Annotated in this window: 23 protein-coding genes and 1 riboswitch; of the genes, 13 read left to right on the forward strand and 10 right to left on the reverse strand. The window is 57.7% G+C overall.

Going from position 1 to position 22,896, the window contains the following annotated elements; genetic code table 11:
- Nucleotides 1-63: 63 nt before the first annotated feature.
- The 4 genes from bioB to bioD are packed head-to-tail and all read left to right on the forward strand — an operon-like array spanning nucleotide 64 to nucleotide 3,688.
- Entirely contained in the window at nucleotides 64-1,104 is a 1,041-nt protein-coding gene (bioB, locus tag ACB496_RS06605; RefSeq protein ID WP_100777137.1) for a biotin synthase BioB, read from the forward strand.
- On the forward strand, nucleotides 1,101-2,252 hold the full coding sequence (gene bioF, locus ACB496_RS06610) for an 8-amino-7-oxononanoate synthase (protein ID WP_371974702.1): 1,152 nt from the start codon (nucleotides 1,101-1,103) through the stop codon (nucleotides 2,250-2,252). Before bioB ends, bioF begins: the two co-directional genes overlap by 4 nt.
- Nucleotides 2,239-2,994, forward strand: a complete 756-nt coding sequence (gene bioC / locus ACB496_RS06615) for a malonyl-ACP O-methyltransferase BioC (RefSeq protein ID WP_371974703.1) — start codon at nucleotides 2,239-2,241, stop codon at nucleotides 2,992-2,994. Before bioF ends, bioC begins: the two co-directional genes overlap by 14 nt.
- Nucleotides 2,987-3,688, forward strand: a complete 702-nt coding sequence (gene bioD, locus ACB496_RS06620; protein ID WP_371974704.1) for a dethiobiotin synthase — start codon at nucleotides 2,987-2,989, stop codon at nucleotides 3,686-3,688. The genes bioC and bioD overlap by 8 nt, the downstream gene beginning before the upstream one ends.
- On the opposite strand, the gene ACB496_RS06625 is transcribed toward bioD, so the two are convergent.
- Nucleotides 3,651-4,373, reverse strand: coding sequence for an ABC transporter ATP-binding protein (locus ACB496_RS06625; protein WP_371974705.1), 723 nt, complete (start codon nucleotides 4,371-4,373; stop codon nucleotides 3,651-3,653). The genes bioD and ACB496_RS06625 overlap by 38 nt on opposite strands.
- Before the next feature lie 709 nt (nucleotides 4,374-5,082).
- Between ACB496_RS06625 and uvrB the strand changes: the two genes are divergently transcribed.
- Nucleotides 5,083-7,098 (forward strand): excinuclease ABC subunit UvrB, encoded by a 2,016-nt coding sequence (uvrB, locus tag ACB496_RS06630; protein WP_102105221.1) that lies wholly within the window; start codon nucleotides 5,083-5,085, stop codon nucleotides 7,096-7,098.
- A 91-nt stretch (nucleotides 7,099-7,189) separates the two neighbouring features.
- Here the strand turns inward: uvrB and yvcK are convergent, their stop codons facing one another.
- Complete coding sequence (gene yvcK, locus ACB496_RS06635) at nucleotides 7,190-8,098, reverse strand: uridine diphosphate-N-acetylglucosamine-binding protein YvcK (RefSeq protein WP_100777131.1); 909 nt, start codon at nucleotides 8,096-8,098, stop codon at nucleotides 7,190-7,192.
- Nucleotides 8,099-8,325: 227 nt separating this feature from the next.
- Nucleotides 8,326-8,459: riboswitch (molybdenum cofactor riboswitch) on the forward strand.
- Here yvcK and moaA point away from each other — a divergent pair.
- The 6 genes from moaA to ACB496_RS06665 all read left to right on the forward strand — a co-directional run bounded on the left by moaA (nucleotide 8,447) and on the right by ACB496_RS06665 (nucleotide 11,918).
- Nucleotides 8,447-9,436, forward strand: coding sequence for a GTP 3',8-cyclase MoaA (gene moaA / locus ACB496_RS06640; protein WP_312153063.1), 990 nt, complete (start codon nucleotides 8,447-8,449; stop codon nucleotides 9,434-9,436). Its footprint overlaps the riboswitch before it by 13 nt.
- Before the next feature lie 22 nt (nucleotides 9,437-9,458).
- A complete protein-coding gene (gene moaB / locus ACB496_RS06645) occupies nucleotides 9,459-9,971 on the forward strand; it encodes a molybdenum cofactor biosynthesis protein B (protein WP_100777129.1) in 513 nt (170 codons plus the stop codon).
- A gap of 3 nt (nucleotides 9,972-9,974) precedes the next feature.
- Nucleotides 9,975-10,460 carry a cyclic pyranopterin monophosphate synthase MoaC gene (gene moaC / locus ACB496_RS06650; protein ID WP_371974706.1) on the forward strand — a complete coding sequence of 162 codons (486 nt, stop codon included), beginning with the start codon at nucleotides 9,975-9,977 and terminating at the stop codon, nucleotides 10,458-10,460.
- The gene (gene moaD, locus ACB496_RS06655; protein ID WP_371974707.1) at nucleotides 10,453-10,698 is read left to right on the forward strand and encodes a molybdopterin synthase sulfur carrier subunit; all 246 of its coding nucleotides are present in this window, start codon (nucleotides 10,453-10,455) and stop codon (nucleotides 10,696-10,698) included. The genes moaC and moaD overlap by 8 nt, the downstream gene beginning before the upstream one ends.
- 2 nt (nucleotides 10,699-10,700) lie before the next feature.
- Nucleotides 10,701-11,153, forward strand: coding sequence for a molybdopterin synthase catalytic subunit MoaE (moaE, locus tag ACB496_RS06660; protein WP_371974708.1), 453 nt, complete (start codon nucleotides 10,701-10,703; stop codon nucleotides 11,151-11,153).
- Nucleotides 11,154-11,210: 57 nt separating this feature from the next.
- On the forward strand, nucleotides 11,211-11,918 hold the full coding sequence (locus ACB496_RS06665; RefSeq protein WP_371974709.1) for a Bax inhibitor-1 family protein: 708 nt from the start codon (nucleotides 11,211-11,213) through the stop codon (nucleotides 11,916-11,918).
- A 76-nt stretch (nucleotides 11,919-11,994) separates the two neighbouring features.
- Here the strand turns inward: ACB496_RS06665 and ACB496_RS06670 are convergent, their stop codons facing one another.
- The 3 genes from ACB496_RS06670 to ACB496_RS06680 are packed head-to-tail and all read right to left on the reverse strand — an operon-like array spanning nucleotide 11,995 to nucleotide 14,956.
- Complete coding sequence (locus ACB496_RS06670) at nucleotides 11,995-12,957, reverse strand: YbhN family protein (protein WP_102105216.1); 963 nt, start codon at nucleotides 12,955-12,957, stop codon at nucleotides 11,995-11,997.
- Entirely contained in the window at nucleotides 12,957-14,198 is a 1,242-nt protein-coding gene (gene clsB / locus ACB496_RS06675) for a cardiolipin synthase ClsB (RefSeq protein WP_371974710.1), read from the reverse strand. Before clsB ends, ACB496_RS06670 begins: the two co-directional genes overlap by 1 nt.
- Entirely contained in the window at nucleotides 14,195-14,956 is a 762-nt protein-coding gene (locus tag ACB496_RS06680; protein WP_102105215.1) for an endonuclease/exonuclease/phosphatase family protein, read from the reverse strand. The genes clsB and ACB496_RS06680 overlap by 4 nt, the downstream gene beginning before the upstream one ends.
- A 133-nt stretch (nucleotides 14,957-15,089) precedes the next feature.
- On the opposite strand from ACB496_RS06680, the gene ACB496_RS06685 reads away from it, so the two are divergent.
- On the forward strand, nucleotides 15,090-15,500 hold the full coding sequence (locus tag ACB496_RS06685) for a YbhQ family protein (RefSeq protein ID WP_100777121.1): 411 nt from the start codon (nucleotides 15,090-15,092) through the stop codon (nucleotides 15,498-15,500).
- Here the strand turns inward: ACB496_RS06685 and ACB496_RS06690 are convergent.
- From ACB496_RS06690 to cecR, 5 genes are all read right to left on the reverse strand, one after another.
- A complete protein-coding gene (locus ACB496_RS06690) occupies nucleotides 15,462-16,568 on the reverse strand; it encodes an ABC transporter permease (RefSeq protein ID WP_107703996.1) in 1,107 nt (368 codons plus the stop codon). The genes ACB496_RS06685 and ACB496_RS06690 overlap by 39 nt on opposite strands.
- A 96-nt stretch (nucleotides 16,569-16,664) precedes the next feature.
- Complete coding sequence (locus tag ACB496_RS06695) at nucleotides 16,665-17,798, reverse strand: ABC transporter permease (RefSeq protein WP_100777119.1); 1,134 nt, start codon at nucleotides 17,796-17,798, stop codon at nucleotides 16,665-16,667.
- On the reverse strand, nucleotides 17,788-19,527 hold the full coding sequence (locus ACB496_RS06700) for an ATP-binding cassette domain-containing protein (protein ID WP_129035316.1): 1,740 nt from the start codon (nucleotides 19,525-19,527) through the stop codon (nucleotides 17,788-17,790). Before ACB496_RS06700 ends, ACB496_RS06695 begins: the two co-directional genes overlap by 11 nt.
- Entirely contained in the window at nucleotides 19,520-20,515 is a 996-nt protein-coding gene (gene hlyD / locus ACB496_RS06705) for a secretion protein HlyD (protein ID WP_100777117.1), read from the reverse strand. The genes ACB496_RS06700 and hlyD overlap by 8 nt, the downstream gene beginning before the upstream one ends.
- Nucleotides 20,512-21,189, reverse strand: a complete 678-nt coding sequence (gene cecR, locus ACB496_RS06710; protein WP_100777116.1) for a transcriptional regulator CecR — start codon at nucleotides 21,187-21,189, stop codon at nucleotides 20,512-20,514. The genes hlyD and cecR overlap by 4 nt, the downstream gene beginning before the upstream one ends.
- Nucleotides 21,190-21,421: 232 nt before the next feature.
- Here cecR and rhlE point away from each other — a divergent pair, with 232 nt between their 5' ends.
- Nucleotides 21,422-22,813: an ATP-dependent RNA helicase RhlE gene (gene rhlE / locus ACB496_RS06715; RefSeq protein ID WP_371974711.1), complete on the forward strand. Its 1,392-nt coding sequence runs from the start codon at nucleotides 21,422-21,424 to the stop codon at nucleotides 22,811-22,813.
- The last annotated feature ends 83 nt before the right edge of the window (nucleotides 22,814-22,896 follow it).

Here is a 22,896-nt window from a genome sequence, read left to right on the forward strand (position 1 = left end):
GTTTTAGGTTTACAAGTATAAACCGAACCCACAATGAACTGAACCCCTTTTTGGAGAAGCCCGATGGCTAACCCTGTACGTTGGACAATGTCGCAAGTCACCGAATTATTTAACAAACCTTTCCTCGAACTGATGTTCGAAGCCCAGCAAATCCACCGCCAGCACTTCGATCCGCGCCATGTGCAGGTCAGTACGCTGTTGTCGATCAAAACCGGTGCCTGCCCGGAAGACTGCAAATATTGCCCGCAAAGTGCGCGCTACAAAACCGGGCTGGAGGCCGAGCGGCTGATGGAAGTGGAGCAGGTGCTCGACTCGGCACGCAAGGCGAAAAACGCCGGTTCGACCCGCTTTTGCATGGGAGCCGCGTGGAAAAACCCGCACGACCGTGACATGCCGTATCTGGAGCAGATGGTACAGGGCGTGAAAGCGATGGGGCTGGAAGCTTGCATGACGCTCGGTACGCTTAACGAAACGCAGGCGCAGCGCCTGTCGGCGGCGGGTCTGGACTACTACAACCATAACCTCGATACCTCGCCGGAATTCTACGGCAATATCATCACCACCCGCACCTACCAGGAGCGTCTCGATACGCTCGACAAAGTGCGCGACGCGGGGATTAAAGTCTGCTCCGGGGGGATTGTCGGTTTAGGTGAAACGGTAAAAGATCGCGCCGGTCTGCTGTTGCAGCTGGCGAATTTGCCGACGCCGCCGGAAAGTGTGCCGATCAACATGCTGGTGAAGGTCAAAGGCACGCCGATGGCCGATAATGACGACGTGGATGCGTTTGATTTTATCCGCACGATTGCCGTCGCGCGCATCATGATGCCGACCTCGTTTGTGCGCCTCTCCGCAGGCCGTGAGCAGATGAGCGAGCAGACTCAGGCGATGTGCTTTATGGCGGGCGCAAACTCAATTTTCTACGGCTGCAAACTGCTCACCACGCCAAACCCGGAAGAGGACAAAGATGTCCAGCTGTTCCGCAAGCTGGGGCTGAATCCGCATCAGACCGAGGTGTTGACGGGGGATAACGAGCAGCAGCACCAGCTGGAACAGCAGCTTTTCAACGCCGACACCGAACAGTTCTACAACGCGGCAGCCCTATGACCTGGCAACACCGCATCGACGCCGCGCTGGAGGAACGCCGGGCGGCGGACGCATTTCGCTCGCGCTCGGCGGTCGAAAGCGGCGGGCGTTTTCTGATCCGCGAAACGCGCCGGTTCTGCAACTTTTCGAGCAACGATTATCTCGGCCTGAGCCAGCATCCGGCGATCATTCGCGCCTGGCAGCAGGGGGCGGAAACCTGGGGCGTCGGCAGCGGCGGGTCGGGGCATGTGACAGGCTATACCACCGCGCATCAGGCGCTGGAAGAGGCCCTTGCCGACTGGCTCGGCTATCCCCGCGCGCTGCTGTTTATCTCCGGTTTTGCCGCCAATCAGGCGCTGATTGCGGCTCTGATGGGAAAAGAGGATCGGATTGTCGCCGACCGCCTGAGCCACGCCTCCCTGCTCGAAGCGGCCAGCCTCAGCCCGGCGCAGCTGCGCCGGTTTGCCCATAACGACGCCGCCCAGCTCAACGCGCTGCTGGCGAAATCCTGCGACGGGCAACAGCTGGTGGTGACGGAAGGGGTCTTCAGCATGGACGGTGATTGCGCTCCATTGGGGGAACTCCATGCCGCGGCACGCCAGCACAACGCCTGGATGCTGGTGGACGATGCCCATGGCGTTGGTGTGCTGGGCGCGGAAGGGCGCGGAAGTGCCGCCCGCCAGGATGTCAAACCGGAACTGCTGATTGTGACCTTCGGCAAAGGGTTTGGCATCAGCGGCGCGGCGGTGTTATGCAGCGAATCCGTCGCGGATTACCTGCTGCAATTCGCCCGCCATCTGATCTACAGCACCAGTATGCCGCCTGCGCAGGCCGTGGCGCTGCTGGAAGCGCTGAGGGTTGTCCGCAGCGCAGAGGGCGAGCAGCGGCGACACACCCTCGCTGCGCGCATCCAACGCTTTCGGGCGGGCGTGCGCGAACTGCCCTGGCAGATGACCGATTCGCAAAGTGCCATCCAGCCGCTGATTGTGGGCGAGAACAGCCGTGCCTTGCTTCTGGCGCAGCAGCTTCGCGAGCGTGGCATGTGGGTGACGGCGATCCGCCCGCCAACCGTTCCGGCGGGTACCGCGCGATTACGCCTGACCCTGACGGCCGCACACCACACGCAGGATATTGATGATTTACTGGAGGCGCTGCATGACGCAGGTTAACAAGCAGGCCATCGCCTCTGCTTTCGGGCGGGCGGCGCAAAGTTATTCCCGACACGACGACCTGCAGCGCCGGAGCGCCCAGGGGCTGAAAACGCTGCTCGGCGAGGGGCGTTTCCACGCCGTGCTGGATGCAGGCTGCGGGCCTGGCGCAAACAGCCGTCTCTGGCGCGAGGCGGGCAGCCATGTGACGGCCCTCGACCTCTCCCCGCAAATGCTGGAACAGGCGTGCTACCAGCAGGCGGCTGATGATTATCTGGTGGGGGACATCGAGTCAATTCCGCTGCCGGACGCGCAGTTTGACCTGGTCTGGAGCCATCTGGCGGTGCAGTGGTGCGCCAGTCTGCCGCAGGCGTTGCGCGAGTTGTATCGGGTCACGCGCCCCGGCGGCACTGTCGCCTTCACCACGCTGCTCGATAACTCTCTGCCGGAGCTGAATCAGGCCTGGCGTGCGGTGGATGAACGGCCGCACGCCAACCGTTTTTTACCGGCGCAGGCGGTGAACGACGCCCTCGCCGGGTGGCGCTACAGGGCCACCATGGAGGTCGTTACCCTCTCTTTCAGCGATGCCCTGAGCGCGATGCGCTCGCTGAAAGGGATTGGCGCCACCCATCTGCACGACGGACGGGCGCGAAAACCCCTCACGCGCGGTGAACTGACGCAGCTTGAGCTGGCGTGGCCGCGTGTGTGCGGGGAATTCCCGCTCTCTTATCAACTCTTTCATGGGATTATCGAACGTGACTGAACGCTATTTTGTCACCGGAACCGACACTGAAGTCGGTAAAACCGTCGCCAGCTCGGCGCTGTTGCAGGCGGCGCGTTTGCAGGGATTCATCACCGCCGGATACAAACCGGTCGCCTCCGGCAGCGAGATAACGCCGGAAGGCTTGCGCAACTCCGACGCGTTGGCGCTGCAACGCCACAGCACGCTTGCACTGCCGTATCAGGCGGTGAATCCATACACCTTCGCCGAGCCAACTTCTCCGCACATCATCAGCGCCGACGAGCAGCGCCCGATTGCATTTTCGGTTCTCTCTGCAGGTCTGCGCGCGTTGGAGCAGCAGGCGGAATGGGTGCTGATCGAAGGGGCAGGCGGCTGGTTTACGCCGCTCTCGGCGCATCAGACGTTTGCTGACTGGGTGCAGGAAGAACGGCTGCCAGTGATCCTGGTCGTGGGCGTTAAGCTCGGCTGTATCAACCACGCGATGCTCACCGCGCAGGCGATTCAGCAGGCCGGTTTACGCTTCGCAGGCTGGATCGCCAACGACGTGGTGGCCCCAGGTAAACGTCATCAGGAGTATCTTGCGACGCTGAAAAACGTCCTTCCTGCGCCGTTCCTCGGGGAGATCCCCTGGCTTGCTGAGGGCGCAGAGCAGGCCGAGACCGGGCAGTATCTCGATCTCAGCGTCTTGCATCCAGCGACATCCAGTGGGCGATAAGCTCATCATCCAGCTCGTTAACGTGGCCCTGAGCCACGTTACGCCCGCGATACAGCACGCAAAAACGATCGGCCACCCGGCGAATAAACGACAGCTGCTGTTCCGCTAACAGCACCGTCATTCCCAGCTCCCGACTCAACCGCATCAGCAGCTGCCCAAGCCGGATGGCAAAGGTGCTTCCCGCGCCGTGCAGCGGCTCGTCCAGAATCAGCAGGCGAGGGCGGCAAATCAGCGCATTGGCCAGCGCCAGCTGGTACTGCTCGTCGGGCGACATCCCCGTCGCTCTGGCGTGACGCAGCGGCCACAGCTGGGGAAACAGCTCGTAAATATCACTGCTCGCCGCCGCATCGGGTGCACCTTTGGCGCGCATGGCCACGTGCAGGTTCTCCTCAACGGTGAGCTGCGAGAAAATACGCCGGTCCTGTGAGACATAGCCAATGCCCGGCATCGCGCACTGCTCAGGTGCAGCGCTGCGCAAATTGCACGGTGGCGCGCCCGCTTCATGCCAGATGATGGTGCCGCTCTCGATGGGCAACTGGCCGGTGATGCAGTTGATAAGCGTGGTTTTCCCCATACCCGGCAGCCCGATAACGCCTGTACACATCCCTGGCGGCAAATCCAGATCGACATTCCACAGCGTGTGCTGACTTCCATAGAACTGATTAACGGCGCGCAGACTTAGCATATTTCACTCCTTAAAACGCATGAGGGATGAGACGTCTCAGGATAATCTGCAAAACCCTTGCCATAACCGATGGCGTGGTTCGATATGCTGCACTTTTCAGATTTAGCTCACAGCCGGGAAAAGGGTGGGTTGTGCACATAATGACGGAAATGTGATTAAGATCTCGCCAGTCGGTTATGCGCGGTGGGGCTGAATATCATCAAAAAAGAGCTATAAATATTTTTTACGGACATGCCCTTGGGAAAAAACGGGAATTTGCGGAGTCGCGGTCTGTACGGGCTGGAAGCACTTATCCACTATTCCTGTGGATAACCATGTGCATTAGAGTTAGAAAACCTGAGGCAAGCGAGAGAAGACGCGGCCTGCGCATGAATTGATGCGAAACGCGGCTTTAAGAAATATCTTCTATGAATTAACGAGTTAGACAAAAGCAATCATCGTCATGAAAGTGTCACTGACTGCCATAAAACTATCATTACGTGGCTTGACAAATGTTAAAAATAGAAATGTTCTGGGGATAACCGAACATTGCTGGTGTTTTATCTCGTCACAGCCTAAATTTTGGCCCCTTTCGCACTCATCAGGCGGATGCTAATCCAGATATCCTTACACGCCACTGGTTTTACATCCAGTATTTATTACTGGCAAATTTGCCAGCCGCGAGTAAAATTACTCACCTGCCGCTTTTTCCGACATCAGGTTGTCGCCCATGAGTAAATTGTTCAAACTGAATTCTGCTTTCCGTCCGTCTGGCGATCAGCCGGATGCGATCCGTCGCCTGAAAGAGGGGCTGGAAGACGGGCTGGCGCACCAGACCCTGCTGGGTGTGACCGGTTCGGGCAAAACCTTTACCGTTGCCAACGTGATTGCGGATCTGCAGCGCCCGACGATGGTGCTGGCGCCTAACAAAACGCTGGCGGCGCAGCTGTATGGCGAGATGAAAGAGTTCTTCCCGGAAAACGCCGTTGAATATTTCGTCTCCTACTACGATTACTACCAGCCGGAAGCCTACGTACCCAGCTCAGACACCTTTATCGAGAAGGATGCTTCGGTCAACGAACATATCGAACAGATGCGTCTGTCGGCAACGAAAGCGCTGCTTGAGCGTCGGGATGTGATCGTGGTGGCGTCGGTCTCCGCCATCTATGGTCTGGGCGATCCGGATCTTTACCTCAAGATGATGCTGCACCTGACCATCGGGATGATTATCGATCAGCGCGCGATTTTACGCCGTCTGGCGGAGCTGCAGTATGCCCGTAACGACCAGGCGTTCCAGCGCGGTACTTTCCGCGTGCGCGGCGAAGTGATCGACATCTTCCCGGCAGAATCCGACGATCTGGCCCTGCGCGTTGAGCTGTTTGACGAGGAGGTCGAGCGTCTGTCGCTGTTTGATCCGCTGACAGGCCACGTTGAGTCGGTGATTCAGCGTTTTACCATCTACCCGAAAACCCACTACGTCACCCCGCGCGAGCGTATCGTACAGGCGATGGAAGAGATCAAAGTGGAGCTGGCTGACCGTCGTAAGGTGCTGCTGGCGAATAACAAACTGCTCGAAGAGCAGCGCCTGAGCCAGCGTACGCAGTTCGATTTAGAGATGATGAACGAGCTGGGTTATTGCTCGGGCATTGAAAACTACTCGCGCTATCTCTCCGGGCGAGGTCCTGGCGAAGCACCGCCGACCCTGTTCGATTATCTCCCGGCTGACGGTCTGCTGGTGGTGGACGAATCTCACGTCACCATTCCGCAGATCGGCGGCATGTATCGCGGTGACCGCGCGCGTAAAGAGACGCTGGTGGAGTACGGTTTCCGCCTGCCGTCGGCGCTCGATAACCGCCCGATGAAATTCGAAGAGTTCGAGGCGCTGGCCCCGCAAACGATCTACGTGTCGGCCACGCCGGGTAACTACGAGCTGGAGAAATCCGGTGATGAAGTTATCGATCAGGTGGTGCGTCCAACGGGCCTGCTGGACCCTATTATCGAAGTTCGCCCGGTGGGAACGCAGGTGGACGATCTGCTCTCAGAGATCCGCGCTCGCGCATCGGTTAACGAGCGTGTGCTGGTCACTACGCTAACCAAACGTATGGCGGAAGACTTGACCGAGTATCTGGAAGAGCACGGGGAGCGCGTGCGCTATCTGCACTCGGATATCGATACCGTTGAGCGTATGGAGATCATTCGCGATTTACGTCTTGGCGAGTTTGACGTGCTGGTGGGGATCAACCTGTTGCGAGAAGGTCTCGACATGCCAGAAGTGTCGCTGGTGGCGATTCTGGATGCCGACAAAGAGGGCTTCCTGCGTTCTGAGCGCTCCCTGATTCAGACCATTGGCCGCGCGGCGCGTAACATCAACGGGAAAGCGATTCTGTACGGTGACAAAATTACGGCGTCGATGGCGAAAGCGATCGGCGAAACGGAACGTCGTCGTGAGAAACAGCAGCAGTACAACGAAGAGCATGGCATCACCCCGCAGGGGCTGAACAAGAAAGTGGTGGATATTCTGGCGCTGGGTCAGGGGATTGCGAAAACCAAAGGCCGCGGAAAAGCGCGTCATCCGGTTGAGGCTGATGCGGTGGAAGTGCTGCTGACACCGAAAGCGCTGCAGCAGAAAATCCACGAGCTGGAAGGGCAGATGATGCAGCATGCGCAGAATCTGGAGTTTGAAGAGGCGGCGCAACTTCGCGATCAGCTGCATAAGCTGCGCGATCTGTTTATCGCGGCGTCGTAACTCGCGTTGCCGGGCGGCATTGCGTCTGCCCGGCTAACCGTTCGGATGCGTTGTCGGCCCGGTTAGCGTAACGCCACCGGGCGCAGTTCGGTTATCCCAACGCCTGAATCGCTTTTTCCAGCGCCAGGCGCAGCAAATGCCGGTCGTGGCGATATTTAATATCACTCGCTTCCAGCTCTGTCTGCACCACCACACGGCCTTCCATACCTGAAACATCCACCTTCGGCCCTACAACCACGCCGTCGATAATTTTTTTACCGACGTACTGCTCCATCAGATTGAGTTTATCGGCAAGCGAAAGGCTGGCGGCGGCAGGGCTAAGCTCTTTCCCCAGATTACCGATATACACCATCGGCGCGGGTGTTCTGCGCAGCGCTTGGGCCAGCTCTTTTACCAGCAGCAGCGGCATCAGGCTGGTGTAAAAACTGCCAGGGCCGATGAGGATCAGATCCGCCTCGCTGATAGCTTCCACCGCTTCGCGCGTGGCGGGAACAGTCGGGTAGGTCATCAGTTCTTTGGGTGGGACTACCAGCTGGTCAATATTGACCTCGCCGTAAACTTCATGCCCTTCCATGTCGATCGCCATCAAATCGACCGGTTGTTCCGACATAGGAATCAGGAAAGCATCCACTTTCAGCAGATTTCGGATTAAATTGATCGCCTCAAGCGGGCGTACGCTCAGGTGATCCAGCGCCTTTAACATCAGATTTCCGAGGTTATGCCCGGAAAGTTCCCCGTTACCGCCAAAACGATACTCAAACATCGCCGATGCGACGCTTTGTTCGGTAATTAACTGGTTAAGACAGTTACGCATATCGCCCCAGGCGATACCGCCTTCTGAACGACGAATACGACCTGTTGAGCCACCGTTATCGGTGGTGGTCACGATCCCGGTGAGCCTGGAGCCCAGCGAGGATAATGACGACATAACCCGCCCCAGCCCATGCCCTCCGCCGAGAGCGACCACACGGTCAAGATCCGCAAAAGTGCGATTGCGCATACAGATTCCTTATGACATTTGATCCGCGTAACAGTAACCCAACTACCCCTAAAAGACGATGCCCGACCCCTGTCAAAATGACGTATATCAATGCGAAACATTGATTTTTACGTATTCTGTAGTGAAAGTGCACGATCAGGTCGCTATATATATAATTATATAGCGAAATCGGCGAATGGCGAAAGCGCCATTTCCGCGCTACTATCGGCATAACCCACGTTTTCAAATTTGAAAACATACACTCTAGCCCTGGCGCCTGTGTCACACGATATGGCGCCCTGGCCGTGACGGAAACGTCACCAGGGTACAGAAAGAAATGACTGTGCCTCCCGTACTGGAAAGGTGTACATGGCTTCTCAACTCACAGATGCTTTCGCGCGTAAGTTTTTCTATTTACGTCTGTCGATTACCGATGTGTGCAATTTTCGTTGCACCTATTGCCTGCCAGACGGCTACAAGCCGGGCAGCGTCACCAATAACGGATTTCTTTCCGTCGAGGAAGTGCGCCGCGTCACGCGTGCGTTTTCTGAGCTTGGCACGGAAAAAGTGCGTCTCACGGGTGGCGAACCCTCCCTGCGTCGTGATTTTCCCGACATCATCGCCGCTATCCGTGAAAACGAGAACATTCGCCAAATCGCCGTCACCACCAATGGCTATCGCTTAGCCCGCGATGTGGCCCAGTGGCGCGATGCGGGTCTCACGGCCATCAACGTCAGCGTCGACAGCCTCGATGCGCGCCAGTTTCACGCCATCACCGGGCAGGATAAGTTTCGCCAGGTGATGGAGGGGATCGATGCGGCGTTCGAAGCCGGTTTCGACAAAGTCAAAGTCAACACGGTCCTGATGCGCGATGTAAACCATCACCAGCTCGACACCTTCCTCGCGTGGGTCAAACCCCGCCGCATTCAACTGCGTTTTATTGAGCTGATGGAGACGGGCGAGGGCAGCGACCTGTTCCGTCGTCATCATATCTCCGGCATGGTGCTGCGCGATGCGCTGCTGAAGCGCGGCTGGATCCACCAGATTCGCCAACGCAGCGACGGCCCGGCGCAGGTCTTTTGTCACCCGGATTATGAAGGGGAAATTGGGCTTATCATGCCCTATGAGAAAGACTTCTGCGCCACCTGTAACCGTCTGCGCGTCTCGTCTGTGGGCAAGCTGCATCTGTGCCTGTTCGGCGACGGCGGCGTGGATCTTCGCGATCTGCTGGAAGACGATGCGCAGCAGGAGGCCCTCGAAGCGCGCATTTCTGCTGCTCTGACGCATAAAAAACAGACCCATTTCCTGCATCAGGGCGACACCGGGATTACACAAAACCTGTCTTACATCGGCGGGTAATCGGCTTAAAAGGAACCAGAAAATGAGTCAGGTCAGCGCTGAATTTATTCCGACGCGTATTGCTATTCTTACCGTTTCTGAACGTCGTGGTGAGGAGGATGACACCTCCGGCCACTGGCTGCGCGACGCCGCCCACGAGGCGGGGCACAGCATCATTGATAAAGCGATAGTGAAAGAGAATCGCTACGCCATTCGCGCTCAGGTCTCCCAGTGGATCGCCAGCGCAGAGGTGCAGGTGGTACTGATCACCGGCGGCACCGGTTTTACCGCAGGCGATCAGGCGCCAGAAGCGCTGCTCCCGCTCTTCGACCGCGAAATCCAGGGCTTTGGCGAAGTGTTCCGGATGCTCTCCTTTGAGGAGATCGGTACGTCCACGCTTCAGTCGCGCGCCGTGGCCGGGATCGCCAACAACACCCTGATTTTCGCCATGCCAGGCTCTACCAAAGCTTGCCGCACCGCGTGGGAGAACATCATCGCTCCGCAGCTGGATGCTCGCACTCGTCCGTGTAATTTTCATCCTCATTTGAAGAAATAAGCTATGTCGCAATTGACCCACATTAACGCCGCTGGCGAAGCGCATATGGTGGATGTTTCCGCCAAGGCCGAAACGGTGCGCGAAGCGCGCGCCGAGGCTTTCGTAACCATGTTGCCAGAAACCCTGGCGATGATTATCGACGGCAGCCACCACAAGGGTGACGTTTTCGCTACCGCGCGTATCGCCGGAATTCAGGCCGCAAAACGCACCTGGGATCTTATCCCGCTGTGTCACCCGCTGATGCTCAGCAAGGTTGAAGTGAGCCTGCAGGCCGAGCCGGATCACAACCGCGTGCGTATCGAGACGTTGTGCCGTCTGACCGGCAAAACAGGCGTCGAGATGGAGGCCTTAACGGCGGCCTCGGTTGCGGCGCTCACCATTTACGATATGTGCAAAGCGGTGCAGAAGGATATGGTGATTGGCCCGGTTCGTCTGCTGGCGAAAAGTGGCGGCAAATCCGGTGATTTCAGGGCGGACAATCATGATTAAAGTGCTTTTTTTTGCTCAGGTGCGAGAGCTTGTCAATACCGACAGCCTGACCCTCGAGATGCCGTTCGACAGCGTCGAAGCCCTGCGTGCCCATCTGGCGGCGCAAGGCGATCGCTGGGCGCTGGCGCTTGAAGAGGGAAAACTGCTGGCGGCGGTGAATCAGACGCTGGTGGAGTTTTCCCATCCGCTTAACGCCGGTGACGAAGTGGCGTTTTTCCCGCCGGTCACAGGGGGTTAATCATGGCTGACACGCGGATTATTGTTGGACCGGAACGCTTCAATGTCGGCACGGAATACAGCTGGCTGGCCGAGCGCGACGAAGACGGAGCGGTGGTGACATTTACCGGTAAAGTCCGGAACCATAATCTGGGGGAGAGTGTAAGCGCGCTGACCCTCGAGTATTATCCGGGGATGACGGAAAAGTCGCTTGCCGCTATCGTGGAAGAGGCCCGTCAGCGCTGGCCACTTGGTCGTGTCACGGTGATTCACCGCGTCGGCGAAATGTGGCCTGGCGAAGAGATTGTCTTTGTTGGCGTCACCAGCTCGCATCGCGGTAGCGCGTTCGATGCCGGTGAATTTATTATGGATTATCTCAAAACCCGCGCGCCGTTCTGGAAGCGTGAAGCCACACCGGAAGGGGAACGCTGGGTGGAATCGCGTGACAGCGACAAGCAGGCTGCCAGCCGCTGGTAACCGGATGGCGCGGATGTGTTAATCTTAAAAGGTGTGCCCAGTTAATCAGGAGTTATCATGGACCGATTTCCACGTTCGGATTCAATCGTTCAGCAGACGCGTAGCGGCCTGCAAACTTATATGGCGCAGGTGTACGGCTGGATGACCTGCGGCCTGCTGTTAACCGCGTTTATCGCGTGGTACGCAGCCAATACCCCCGAACTGATGATGTTTATCTTTTCCAGCAAAATTACCTTCTTTGGGCTGATTATCGCCCAGCTGGGGCTGGTGTTTGTGCTTTCCGGACTGGTGCAAAAGCTCAGTGCGGGCATGGCGACCACGCTGTTTATGCTCTATTCGGCGCTGACCGGCCTGACGCTCTCCAGTATTTTTATCGTCTACACCTACTCCTCTATCGCCAGCACCTTTGTGGTGGCCGGTGGGATGTTCGGTGCCATGAGCCTTTACGGCTACACCACCAAACGTGATTTGAGCGGTTTCGGCAATATGCTGTTTATGGCGCTTATCGGGATTGTGCTGGCGTCGCTGGTGAACTTCTGGCTGAAAAGCGAAGCGCTGATGTGGGCGGTGACGTACATTGGGGTGATTGTGTTTGTCGGCCTGACGGCGTATGACACTCAGAAGCTGAAAAACATCGGCGAGCAGATCGACGTGCGTGACAGCGGTAACCTGCGCAAATATGCCATTCTTGGCGCGTTAACGCTCTATCTGGACTTCATCAACCTATTCCTGATGCTGCTGCGGATTTTCGGTAACCGCCGCTGATGGCTGTGCCCGGCGGCGTTACGCCTGCCGGGCATGCAACTCGTCGTTTGGTCAGTGGACCGCCACACGGATTTCGTTATTTCGCCATCGCTTTCTCATTCTTCGCCCGCAGCTTTTTCGCCCGACTCTCCAGAATCAAATAGCCGACCGTCGCCAGTGCCAGCGGCAGGAAGTAGTACAACATTCGATAGGCCAGCAGCGCCGCGATAATCGTGCCGTGAGACACGTGTTCCCCCGCCAGCAGGGCAATAAACACCGCTTCTAACACCCCGATCCCGGCCGGAATGTGGACGATTACCCCGGCAATACTGCTTACCAGCAGCACACCAAGCACGAAGAAATAGTTTACCTCTTCGCCAATCAGCAGCCAGATAATGGCCCCCATCACCATCCAGTTAGCGCTGGAGATCACCATCTGCACCAGCGCGAACTTCCACGATGGCAGCACCAGTTTCTGCCCTTTGACGGTCATATGACGGCGTTTAGCGAATGCGCAGGCCCAGAGATACGCCGCGATGATCAGCAGCAGGACGATGCCCAAAATCCGCAGCGTCGTTTCGTCGATATACCAGTGGGCCGGAAGCTGCACCACGCCAATCGTGAAAATCACCCCGCCGAGAAGGATATACCCGAGCCAGTTGGTGGTGATGCTTAGCGAGAAAATGCGCGTAATGGTGCTGCCCGGCAGCCCGAGGCGCGAATAGAGGCGGTAGCGCATGCCGATACCGCCCACCCAGGTGCTGAGGGTCAGGTTAAAGGCGTAGCAGATAAACGACACCAGCATTACCTGGCGTTTCGCCAGCTTATGCCCGCAGTAGGCGCGGCCCAGCAGGTCGTAGCAGCCGTAAATCAGATAGCTGACGATCACCAACCCGACGGCGCTGAGCAGCACCAGTCGGTTGTAATTGCGGATGACTTTCCACACCTCTTCCCAGTCAATTTTCTGCGCGTACACCACCAGCAGCACGGCAACAGCAATGAAAAACAGCCAGGTGAGAATGCGTTTAGCCAGCCGCCAGCGCGGATGTGATTTGCTCATTACGGTTTCACCCCTGAGTTTTCGGCTTCAACCCGATCCTGGGTCTCCATTTCCGGCTGAACAGGCGCCGGCACCAGTGCGAGCTTGGGCGTATGAGCCGGCAGCCAGCCCACCAGCGCTGGGAAGTGGCGCAGGAAGTGGAACACCACCACGCTTTTGGTCAGATTCCACCAGGTGCGTTTCGGCACCATCGAATCATCTACCCGCACGCAATCGCGAGCGATAATGCCCGTAAGATTGTCGCGCAGGGTCTGGTTAAATGCGCGATCGTGAATGATCAGGTTTGCCTCCAGATTAAGGGACAGGCTCAGGGGATCGAGATTACTGGAGCCAACGGTCGCCCAGTGATCGTCCATCAGCGCCACTTTTCCGTGCAGCGGGCGGCGGCGATACTCGTAAATCTGCACGCCGCCTTTGACCAGATAGTCGTACAGCAGCCGCGCGCCGACGGTGACAATCGGCATATCCGGCTCGCCCTGAACAATCAGTTTGACCCGCACCCCACGCCGTGCGGCATTGCGCATGGCGTGCAGCAGACGGTAGCCGGGGAAGAAATAGGCGTTAGCGATGATCACTTCGCGCTTCGCATTGGCGAGCATCTTCAAATAGTGGCGTTCAATATCGTCCCGATGCTCGTCGTTATCGCGCCAGATAAACAGCGCCTGTGCCTCACCGGGCTGGCGGTTTTCTTCCGGGCGATGATGGCGTTTCCACCAGCGGCGCACCGCCGACTGCCCCGGCAGATTTTCCAACTCAAAGAGTAAAATATCCTGCACCACCGGGCCTTCGACTTTCACCGCATAATCCTGCTTCGCCTCCGGGCCGAAGTCGGACATGTGTTCGTCGGAGTAGTTGATTCCGCCCACGAACGCGACGTTGCCATCCACCACCACAATTTTGCGGTGCATCCGGCGAAAGACGTTGGTGCGCATGCCAAACAGCGGCGGGCGCGGATCGTAATAGCGGAACACGACGCCTGCGGTGGTCAGCTCGTTGACGAAGCTGTCGCTGAGGTCGGGCGAACCGTAGCCGTCGAGCAGCACTTCGACTTTGACGCCTCGCTGAGCCGCGCGCAGCACGGCCTGATGGAGCTGACGGCCCACGTCGTCCTCGAACCAGATAAACGTTTCGAGAATAACTTTTTGCTCTGCCGCATCGAGGGCAGCAAAAACGGCGGGATAATACTCATCGCCATTTTCCAGCAGCGTAATTTGGTTACCTTCTCGCCATGAACTTTTCATAAGTGAATCTCCGCACTTAACGGGGCATGGTCAGACAGGTGACGCCAGCCGCGCAGCGCCAGGGTGCTCGGATGGCTGGCGTGGGCGTTTTTGACGTAAATGCGATCCAGGCGCAGCAGAGGAAAACTGACCGGGAAGGTGCGCGCCGGGCGGCCATGCGCCCGGGTGAAAATCTCATCCAGCCCGGAATCGGCCTTCAGCGGGCGGTTTGCGCGCTGTCGCCAGTCGTTAAAATCACCGGCGATAACCACCGGATCGTTATCCGGCAGCGAATTGACCCAGCGGGTCATCATCTGCAGCTGTGCCTGGCGGTGCGCTTCCCGCAGGCCGAGATGCACGCAGCCCACGTGAACCGGAAAGGCCAGATCCGGCGGTTTTATCCGACAGTAAAGCAGCCCGCGTTTTTCACTTTCTCCCACCGACACGTCGTGATTTTCATAATGTTCGATGGGAAAACGTGACAGCACCGCGTTGCCGTGGTGCCCTTCCGGGTAGACTGCGTTGCGGCCATAGGCATAGTCGCTCCACATGGTATCAGCCAGAAATTCGTAGTGGGTGGTGTCTGGCCAGTTCTCGACGTGCAGCGGGTGAATATCGTGCGCGCCCATCACTTCCTGCAGGCAGACGATATCCGCGCCGACGGTACGTACCGCGTCACGCAGCTCGGGTAATATGAAGCGGCGGTTAAATGCCGTGAAGCCTTTGTGTGTGTTAATCGTCAAAATTTTGAGCGAAAAATGCCGGGTTTTTTGCGTCATATGCTCCTGCCAGCGTCACTATCCTGATGAAAATAAAGTGTAGTCGGCGTCACAAAAAGATGCGGTGTTACGGAATTTTCCGTAAAGTGCGGTACTCTGAACTAGCAGAGAAATATCCTTCAGGAGAGAAGCCATGAAGTGGCAACAACGCGTTCGTGTCGCAACTGGCCTCAGTTGCTGGCAGATAATGTTGCATTTACTGGTCGTGGCGGTACTGGTAATGGGCTGGAAGAGCGGCACGCTGGTGCATGTCGGCTTGGGATTATGTGCGATGTATGGCGTGACCGTGCTGTCGATGCTGTTTTTACAGCGTCACCACGACGCGCGCTGGCGTGAAGTGGGTGATGTGCTCGAAGAGCTCACCACCACCTGGTATTTTGGTGCAGCGTTAATCGTCCTGTGGCTGCTGTCGCGGGTACTGCATAACAACCTGCTGCTGGCCCTGGCGGGCCTGGTCATTCTGGCAGGACCCGCAGTGGTCTCGTTGCTGACCAAAGAGAAAAAGCTAGGCGATATTGCGTCTAAACATCGCGTACGCCACTGAGCCTGTCGTGGCCGCTATGACCAGTAGCGGCCACAAACTTCCCCACACAATATCCAGACTCGCATCCTTCAGATAGATCTGCTTGGTGATATCGGTAAAGTGCCGAATCGGATTCACCCACGTCAGGTCTTGTAGCCACACCGGCATGTTCTCGACAGGCGAAACATACCCTGAGAGCAAAATCGCCGGCATCATAAAGACAAACACCCCGATAAATGCCTGCTGCTGCGTTGAGCAGAGCGCCGAAATCAACAGCCCGAATCCCACCAGCGACAGCCCGTAAATCAGCATGGTGAAGTAAAACAGCGCCAGCGATCCGGCAAACGGAATTTGATACGCCCAGATACCTATGCCGAGCACAATACTGGCCTGGAAAGTGGCGACAATCAGCGCAGGCACGGCTTTGCCGACGAAAATCTGCCAGGTGGCGAGCGGGGAAACCAGCAGCTGATCCAGCGTCCCTTGTTCACGTTCGCGGGCGACGGAGAGCGACGTTACAATCATCACCCCAATGGTGGTGATCATCGCGATAAGCGACGGCACCACGAACCATTTGTAATCCAGGTTCGGGTTATACCAGTTGCGCACCACCAGCTCGCTGTTATTCGGCCTGGCTTTCCCCTCCATCAGCTCCTGCTGGTAATTCTTCACGACCTGCTGCAGGTAGTTGGCGGCGATTTGCGCACTGTTGGAGTTGCGCCCGTCGAGAATCAGCTGCATCGGCGCGGTTTGGGCATTATCCAGATTACGCGAAAAATCGGCCGGGAAACGCACCAGCAGCAGCGCCTTTTGCGTGTCGATGGTGGGCTGGATCTCCTGCGGACTTTTCAGCAGCAGCACATGGGTAAAGGCTTTGGCGCGGGCAAAACGCTGGGTCAGCTCCACGGAGTGTTTGCCGTTGTCTTCGTTGTAGACGGCGATGGTGGCGTTGGTCACTTCCAGCGTCGCGGCAAACGGAAACAGCAGAACCTGAATCAGCACCGGCAGGATCAGGATCGCGCGGGTTTGCGGTTCACGCAGCAGCGATTGCAGCTCTTTGCGAATTAATGTCCATAAGCGATGAAACATCGTGTCATCCTCGTGTCGGGTGGCGCTTCGCGACCCCGACCTACAAAATCACGTCGGCCCGGCAAGCCTCTCCACCGGACATGTTTTAGACGGCGTTTAATCCAGTCGCCGTTTCGTTTTCAACCACGTCAGGCCGATAAACATCACCGCCGACGCCATCAAAAACAGAATATTGACGATCAACACCGCCGGAATATTCCCCGCCAGGAACAGGCTTTGCAGCGTGTTCACAAAGTAGCGCGCCGGGATGATATAGGTCACCGCGCGGATAATGGCGGGCATACTGTCGATCTGGAAAATAAACCCGGACAGCATAATCGACGGCAGAAACGCCGCGTTCAGCGCCACCTGCGCGGCGTTAAACTGGTTGCGGGTGATGGTCGAAATCAGCAGGCCCATGCCCAGGGTGCTGAGTAAAAACAGGCTGGTGATCAGGAACAGGAGAATCAGCGAGCCGCGATAGGGCACCTCAAGGATAAACACCGACACCAGCATACAGAGCAGCATCGCCAGCATGCCGAGGAAGTAATAGGGGATGAGCTTGCACAGTAGCAGTTCTACGCGCGTCACTTCCGTGGAGAGCAGGGCCTCCATGGTGCCGCGCTCCCATTCGCGGGCAATCACCAGCGAGGTGAGGATCGCGCCGATAACGGTCATGATTATCGTCACCGCGCCGGGGATAATAAAATGCTGGCTGATGGCGGCAGGGTTAAACCAGTAGCGGGTTTGTACGTCGATCAGCGGCTCAAATTTTTCGCCGCGATCTTCCGCTCGCTGCATCTGCCACAGCTGCCAGATCCCCTCGACATACCCCTGCACAAAATTGGCGGTGTTTGGCTCACTGCCGTCGGTGATCACCTGAATCGGCGCATCGGTATTTGCCCGTGCCATATTGGCGGCAAAATCCACGGGGATCACCACCAGCCCACGAATTTTCCCGGCCTGCATCTTCTGGATCAGCGCCTCACGGTTATCGCTGATGGTGGCGTCGATGTAAGGCGAGCCGGTCATTGCATGGGTGAAATCGAGCGCTTCTTCGCTCTGCTGTTCCAGTAAAATCCCCACCCGCAGCTTGCTGGAGTCGAGGTTTATCCCGTAGCCAAAGATAAACAGCAGCAGCAGGGGGATCACCACTGCAATCAGCCAGCTGCTCGGGTCGCGCACGATCTGCCGCGTCTCTTTGACGCACAGAGCGCGCACCCGGCGCCAGGAAATCGCCTTAATGCTCATGGGCGTGCTCCTTATCCCAGTCGTTAATCAGGGTGATAAACGCTTGCTCCATGGTGGGATCGGGCTGCTCATCGTCGGCCGCCTGAGCTTTTAAATCGTCCGGCGTGCCGTGGGCAATCAGCTTGCCGCGATAGACCAGCCCAATGCGGTCGCAATACTCCGCTTCATCCATAAAGTGGGTGGTCACCATCACCGTGACGCCTTTCTCCACCATGCTGTTAATGTGCAGCCAGAACTCACGGCGGGTGAGGGGATCGACGCCGGAGGTCGGTTCATCGAGAAACAGAATATCCGGCTCGTGCATCAGGGAGCAGGCCAGCGCCAGACGCTGTTTAAAGCCGAGCGGCAGTTCGTCGGTGGCGTGCGAGGCAATATGGGTAAGACCAAAGGCATCGCTCATCCGGGCAATTTTTTCACTTTGCGCCCGCCCGCGCAGACCGTAGACCCCGGAGAAAAAGCGCAGATTCTGCTCGACGGTCAGATTACTGTAGAGCGAGAATTTCTGCGCCATATAGCCCAGATGCTGACGGGCTTTGCCGGAGCTGACCTTCAGATCCATATCCAGCACCAGCGCTTTACCAGAGGTGGGCACCAGCAGGCCGCACATCATTTTAAAGGTGGTCGATTTCCCTGCACCGTTCGGCCCGAGCAGACCAAAAATTTCCCCGCGCTTCACGGCGAAATTGACGTTATCCGTCGCGGCGAAATCCCCGAACTTTTTGGTTAAGGATTTGGCTTCGATCACCGTCTCGCCGGGCGTACCCTCTACCGTATGCAGAATTGCCCCCAGCGGCGACTCAGAGGTGCTGGCGCCGCCAAGGAGATCGATAAACGCATCCTCAAAGCGCGGGGCGGTCTCTTCTATCTCAATTTGCGGCATGCCCTGTGCCTGGCGGATATCGTCGGCGGTGGCCTCTTTTTTGAGGATCACGCGCACCGAACGCCCCTGAATCATGCCGTCGCTCACCTGCGGACATTTCAGTACCCGCTGCAACAGTTTGCGGTTGGTCTCATCCGGGCTATGCAGGAGAAAACAGCGCCCGGACATCTGCTGCGTCAGCGCCGTCGGCTCGCCCTGATAGAGCAGTTCGCCTTCGTTCATCAGCAGGACGTCGCGGCACTGTTCGGCCTCGTCGAGATACGAGGTGCTCCAGAGGATCAGCATTCCGTCACCGGCCAGTTCGTGGACCATCTGCCACAGCTCGCGGCGAGAAATCGGGTCCACGCCGACGCCGGGTTCGTCCAGCAATAACACTTTTGGTTCGCCGACCAGGGTGCAGGCCAGCCCCAGTTTTTGCTTCATGCCGCCGGAGAGCTTACCGGCCAGCCGGTCGGTAAATGGCCCAAGCGAGGTAAACTCCAGCAAACGGGCGAAGGTTTTTTGCCGCGTTTCGCCCGTGACGCTGCGCAGATCGGCATACAGATTAAGGTTTTCCATCACCGTCAGATCTTCGTACAGGCCAAATTTCTGCGGCATATAGCCGAGCATCGCATGCAGTTCGCTGTCGTCTTTGATCGGGTCCAGCCCGAGGACTGAGGCCGTGCCTTCGTCGGGTTTGAGTAATCCGGCGAGCATCCGCATCAGCGTGGTTTTACCTGCGCCATCCGGACCGACCAGCCCGGTGACATAGCCTTTTTGCAGGGTGCAATTAAGGGGTGCTACTGCGGGCTTATCCATGCCCGCAAAGCGTTTCACCAGATTATTGAGCTGGATAACCGCATCATTCATGTCGGTCCCCATCGTTGAATTTCACCGTGATCGGCATCCCCTGGCGCAGCGCGTCGTCGGCATCGGTCACGATAATGCGCAGGCGATAGACGAGGTCCGTGCGCAGGTCAGGGGTTTCAACGGTTTTTGGTGTGAACTCGGCGGTCGGAGAGACAAACCCGACTTTACCGTGATAGGGCTTATCGGGACGCCCGTCGGTGTAGAGCAACAGCTCGCGCCCTGGCTGGGCCTGATTCAAATTCGGTTCATCAATGTACGCGCGCACCCACACCGGGCGGGTGAGGGAGAGCGTCAGAACGGTACTGCCCGCGCTTAACATGCTGCCTGGCTCCACGGCGCGGGTCATCAGGGTGCCGTTGGACGGGGACACCAGCGTGGTGTCATGCAGGTCTAACTGCGCCTGCGCCAGCTGTGCCTGAGCCTGTTCGAGACTGGCTTTTGCCTGGGCGATATCCTGCGGACGGTTACCGGTGCGGTACTGGCTTAATTTGTCCTGGGCGGATTTCAGCGTGGCCTGGGCCTGATCGCGCGAGGAGCGGGCGTTTTCCAGATCGTTTGCGGAAATGGTGCGGCTTTTCCATAACCCCTGCTGGCGGTTGTAGAAGTTCTGCGCATAATCAAACGCGGCCTGCGCCTGTTTAACGGCGGCTGCGGCCTGCGCGACCTCTTCATCGCGATAGCCCGCCAGCATCAGATCATATTGCGCCTGAGCAACGGACACGCTGGCTTTGGCCTGCATCAGCGCATTTTCGTACGGTGCTTTGTCCAGCTGGCCCAGCGTCTGCCCGGCGGTGATGGTATCGCCTTCGTCCACCGTGAGAGATTCCAGCCGCCCCCCGACGCGGAAGCTCATATTAAGGGTGCGGATATCCACGTTGCCGTAGAGCGTAAGACCGCGATCCTGCTGGCTCTGATACCACAGCCAGCCGCCGATCCCGGCTGCCAGTACAACGACCACCGCCAGTATGGCGACGACAGGTTTTTTCATGACTCCAGGCTCCTTTGCGTTAAACCTTGCAGGATCAGGTCGAGATGACAGGTGATGACCTGACTGATCTGCGCGGATTTATCCTCATCAAATTGTGTCCAGCCCGTGCGCAGCAAGATGGTTTCCCGGCCCAGGCGAAAAGCGAGCACTTCGCCGAGTAGCGCATGGGTGTGCAAAATGGTCTGTGTGTCGTTCGCATCGCGCCCGGTGTAGGCCGCAATCAGCTGCGTCAGGTGGGTGTGCATCGGGGCAATCACCTGATCGTGGACCCGCTGGTAGGCGGCGGTGGGCGAGAGCTGCTCCCGCGAAATAAATTTACTCAGATTCAGCGTATCGTCGTGGGTGAGCAGGGCGATCATATTGTTGCAAGCGTTCAGGATAAGTGCGCGGATGGCGGCGCGATCCGGCGATGGCTCGCTAAGCAGCGCGGTGGCGGCGGCTACCTGTTCGTGAAAACGGCTGCCAATGAAATCGGCGATCCACTGGGCGCATGCGAGATACAAATCTTCCTTCGAACCGAAATAGTAGGTGATGGCAGCAATGTTTTGCCCGGCCTGCGCGGCGATATCGCGGGTGGTGGCGTGCAGGCCATATTCGCCAAACTGGGCAAGTGCTGCGGCAATCAGCTGGCTTTTGGCCTGTTCACCTTTGGTGGTCGTCGGAGTTGGATTCATAGCGTCATTAAAAATTAATCAATCGATTGATTAAGATTATGTTTAAATTTTCACCTTGTCCAGTCGGGTGGAGCAATATTTTGTTGATGAATCCCGCCGGGATATTTTATGCGCCATGTCACAAAATCTGCTACACTCCGCTGCTTCGTGACATTGTGGTTTTTGTCCTACTCGTTTCGTCTTATCTCCCTGAAAACTACACCTGTGACGGTCGGGGCGGTTCGGAGTTTTTATGTCTTTTGATACCCTTGGCCTGAACCCGGAAATTCTGCGCGCTGTTGCAGAGCAGGGCTACGTTGAGCCAACCCCTATTCAGCAGCAGGCGATCCCTGCGGTGCTGGAAGGCCGTGACCTGATGGCCAGTGCCCAGACCGGCACCGGTAAAACGGCTGGCTTTACCCTGCCACTGCTGCAGCGTCTGGTTCAGAAAGAGCCTCACGCGAAGGGCCGTCGCCCGGTCCGTGCGCTGATCCTGACCCCCACCCGTGAACTCGCTGCGCAAATCGGCGAAAACGTCCGGGAATACAGTCGTTACCTCGACATCCGTTCGCTGGTGGTTTTCGGTGGTGTGAGCATTAATCCACAGATGATGAAACTGCGCAGCGGCGTTGACGTTTTAGTCGCCACGCCGGGCCGTCTGCTGGATCTGGAACATCAAAACGCGGTCAAACTGGATCAGGTTGAAATCCTGGTGCTGGATGAAGCAGACCGTATGCTGGATATGGGCTTTATCCACGATATTCGTCGCGTGCTGGCGAAACTGCCTGCACGTCGTCAGAACCTGCTGTTCTCCGCGACCTTCTCCGACGAGATCAAAGGGCTGGCGGAAAAACTGCTGCGTAATCCGCTGGAAATCGAAGTGGCGCGTCGCAACACCGCCTCTGAGCAGGTGACCCAGCACGTTCACTTCGTCGACAAGAAGCGTAAGCGGGAACTGCTGTCCCAGATGATTGGCGAAGGTAACTGGCAGCAGGTGCTGGTCTTTACCCGTACCAAACACGGTGCCAACCACCTGGCGGAACAGCTGAATAAAGATGGCATTCGCAGTGCAGCCATCCACGGCAACAAGAGCCAGGGGGCGCGTACCCGTGCGCTGGCCGATTTCAAATCGGGCGACATTCGCGTTCTGGTGGCAACGGATATCGCGGCGCGTGGCCTTGATATCGAAGAGCTGCCGCACGTCGTGAACTATGAGCTGCCAAACGTTCCGGAAGATTATGTTCACCGTATTGGCCGTACTGGCCGTGCGGCGGCAACCGGTGAAGCGCTGTCTCTGGTTTGCGTCGATGAACACAAACTGCTGCATGACATCGAACGTCTGCTGAAAAAAGAGATCCCACGCATCGCCCTCGAAGGCTATGAAGTGGATGCTTCCATCAAAGCGGAGCCAATTCAGAACGGTCGCCAGCAGCGTGGTGGCGGTGGTCGTGGACAGGGCTGTGGTGGCCGAAGCCAGCAGCCGCGCCGTTCGGAAGGTGGCGCACCAAAAGCGGCAGGCAAACCGCCGCGCCGCACGGGTGACGCGAAACCCGCCGGGGAAAACCCATGGCGTAGCGGGGAAGCAAAACCCGCAGGTGAAGGCCAACGCCGACGCCGCCCGCGTAAACCTGCCTCCGCGCAGTAATCTGGAAGCCCGGCTCTAACGCCGGGCTTTTCTTTTTGCGACAACCCCGCGAACGTGCCACAATAGTGGCTGTTTATACAGTA

Origin of the sequence: Lelliottia nimipressuralis (genome assembly GCF_041464075.1) — a bacterium.
Classification (GTDB): domain Bacteria; phylum Pseudomonadota; class Gammaproteobacteria; order Enterobacterales; family Enterobacteriaceae; genus Enterobacter; species Enterobacter nimipressuralis.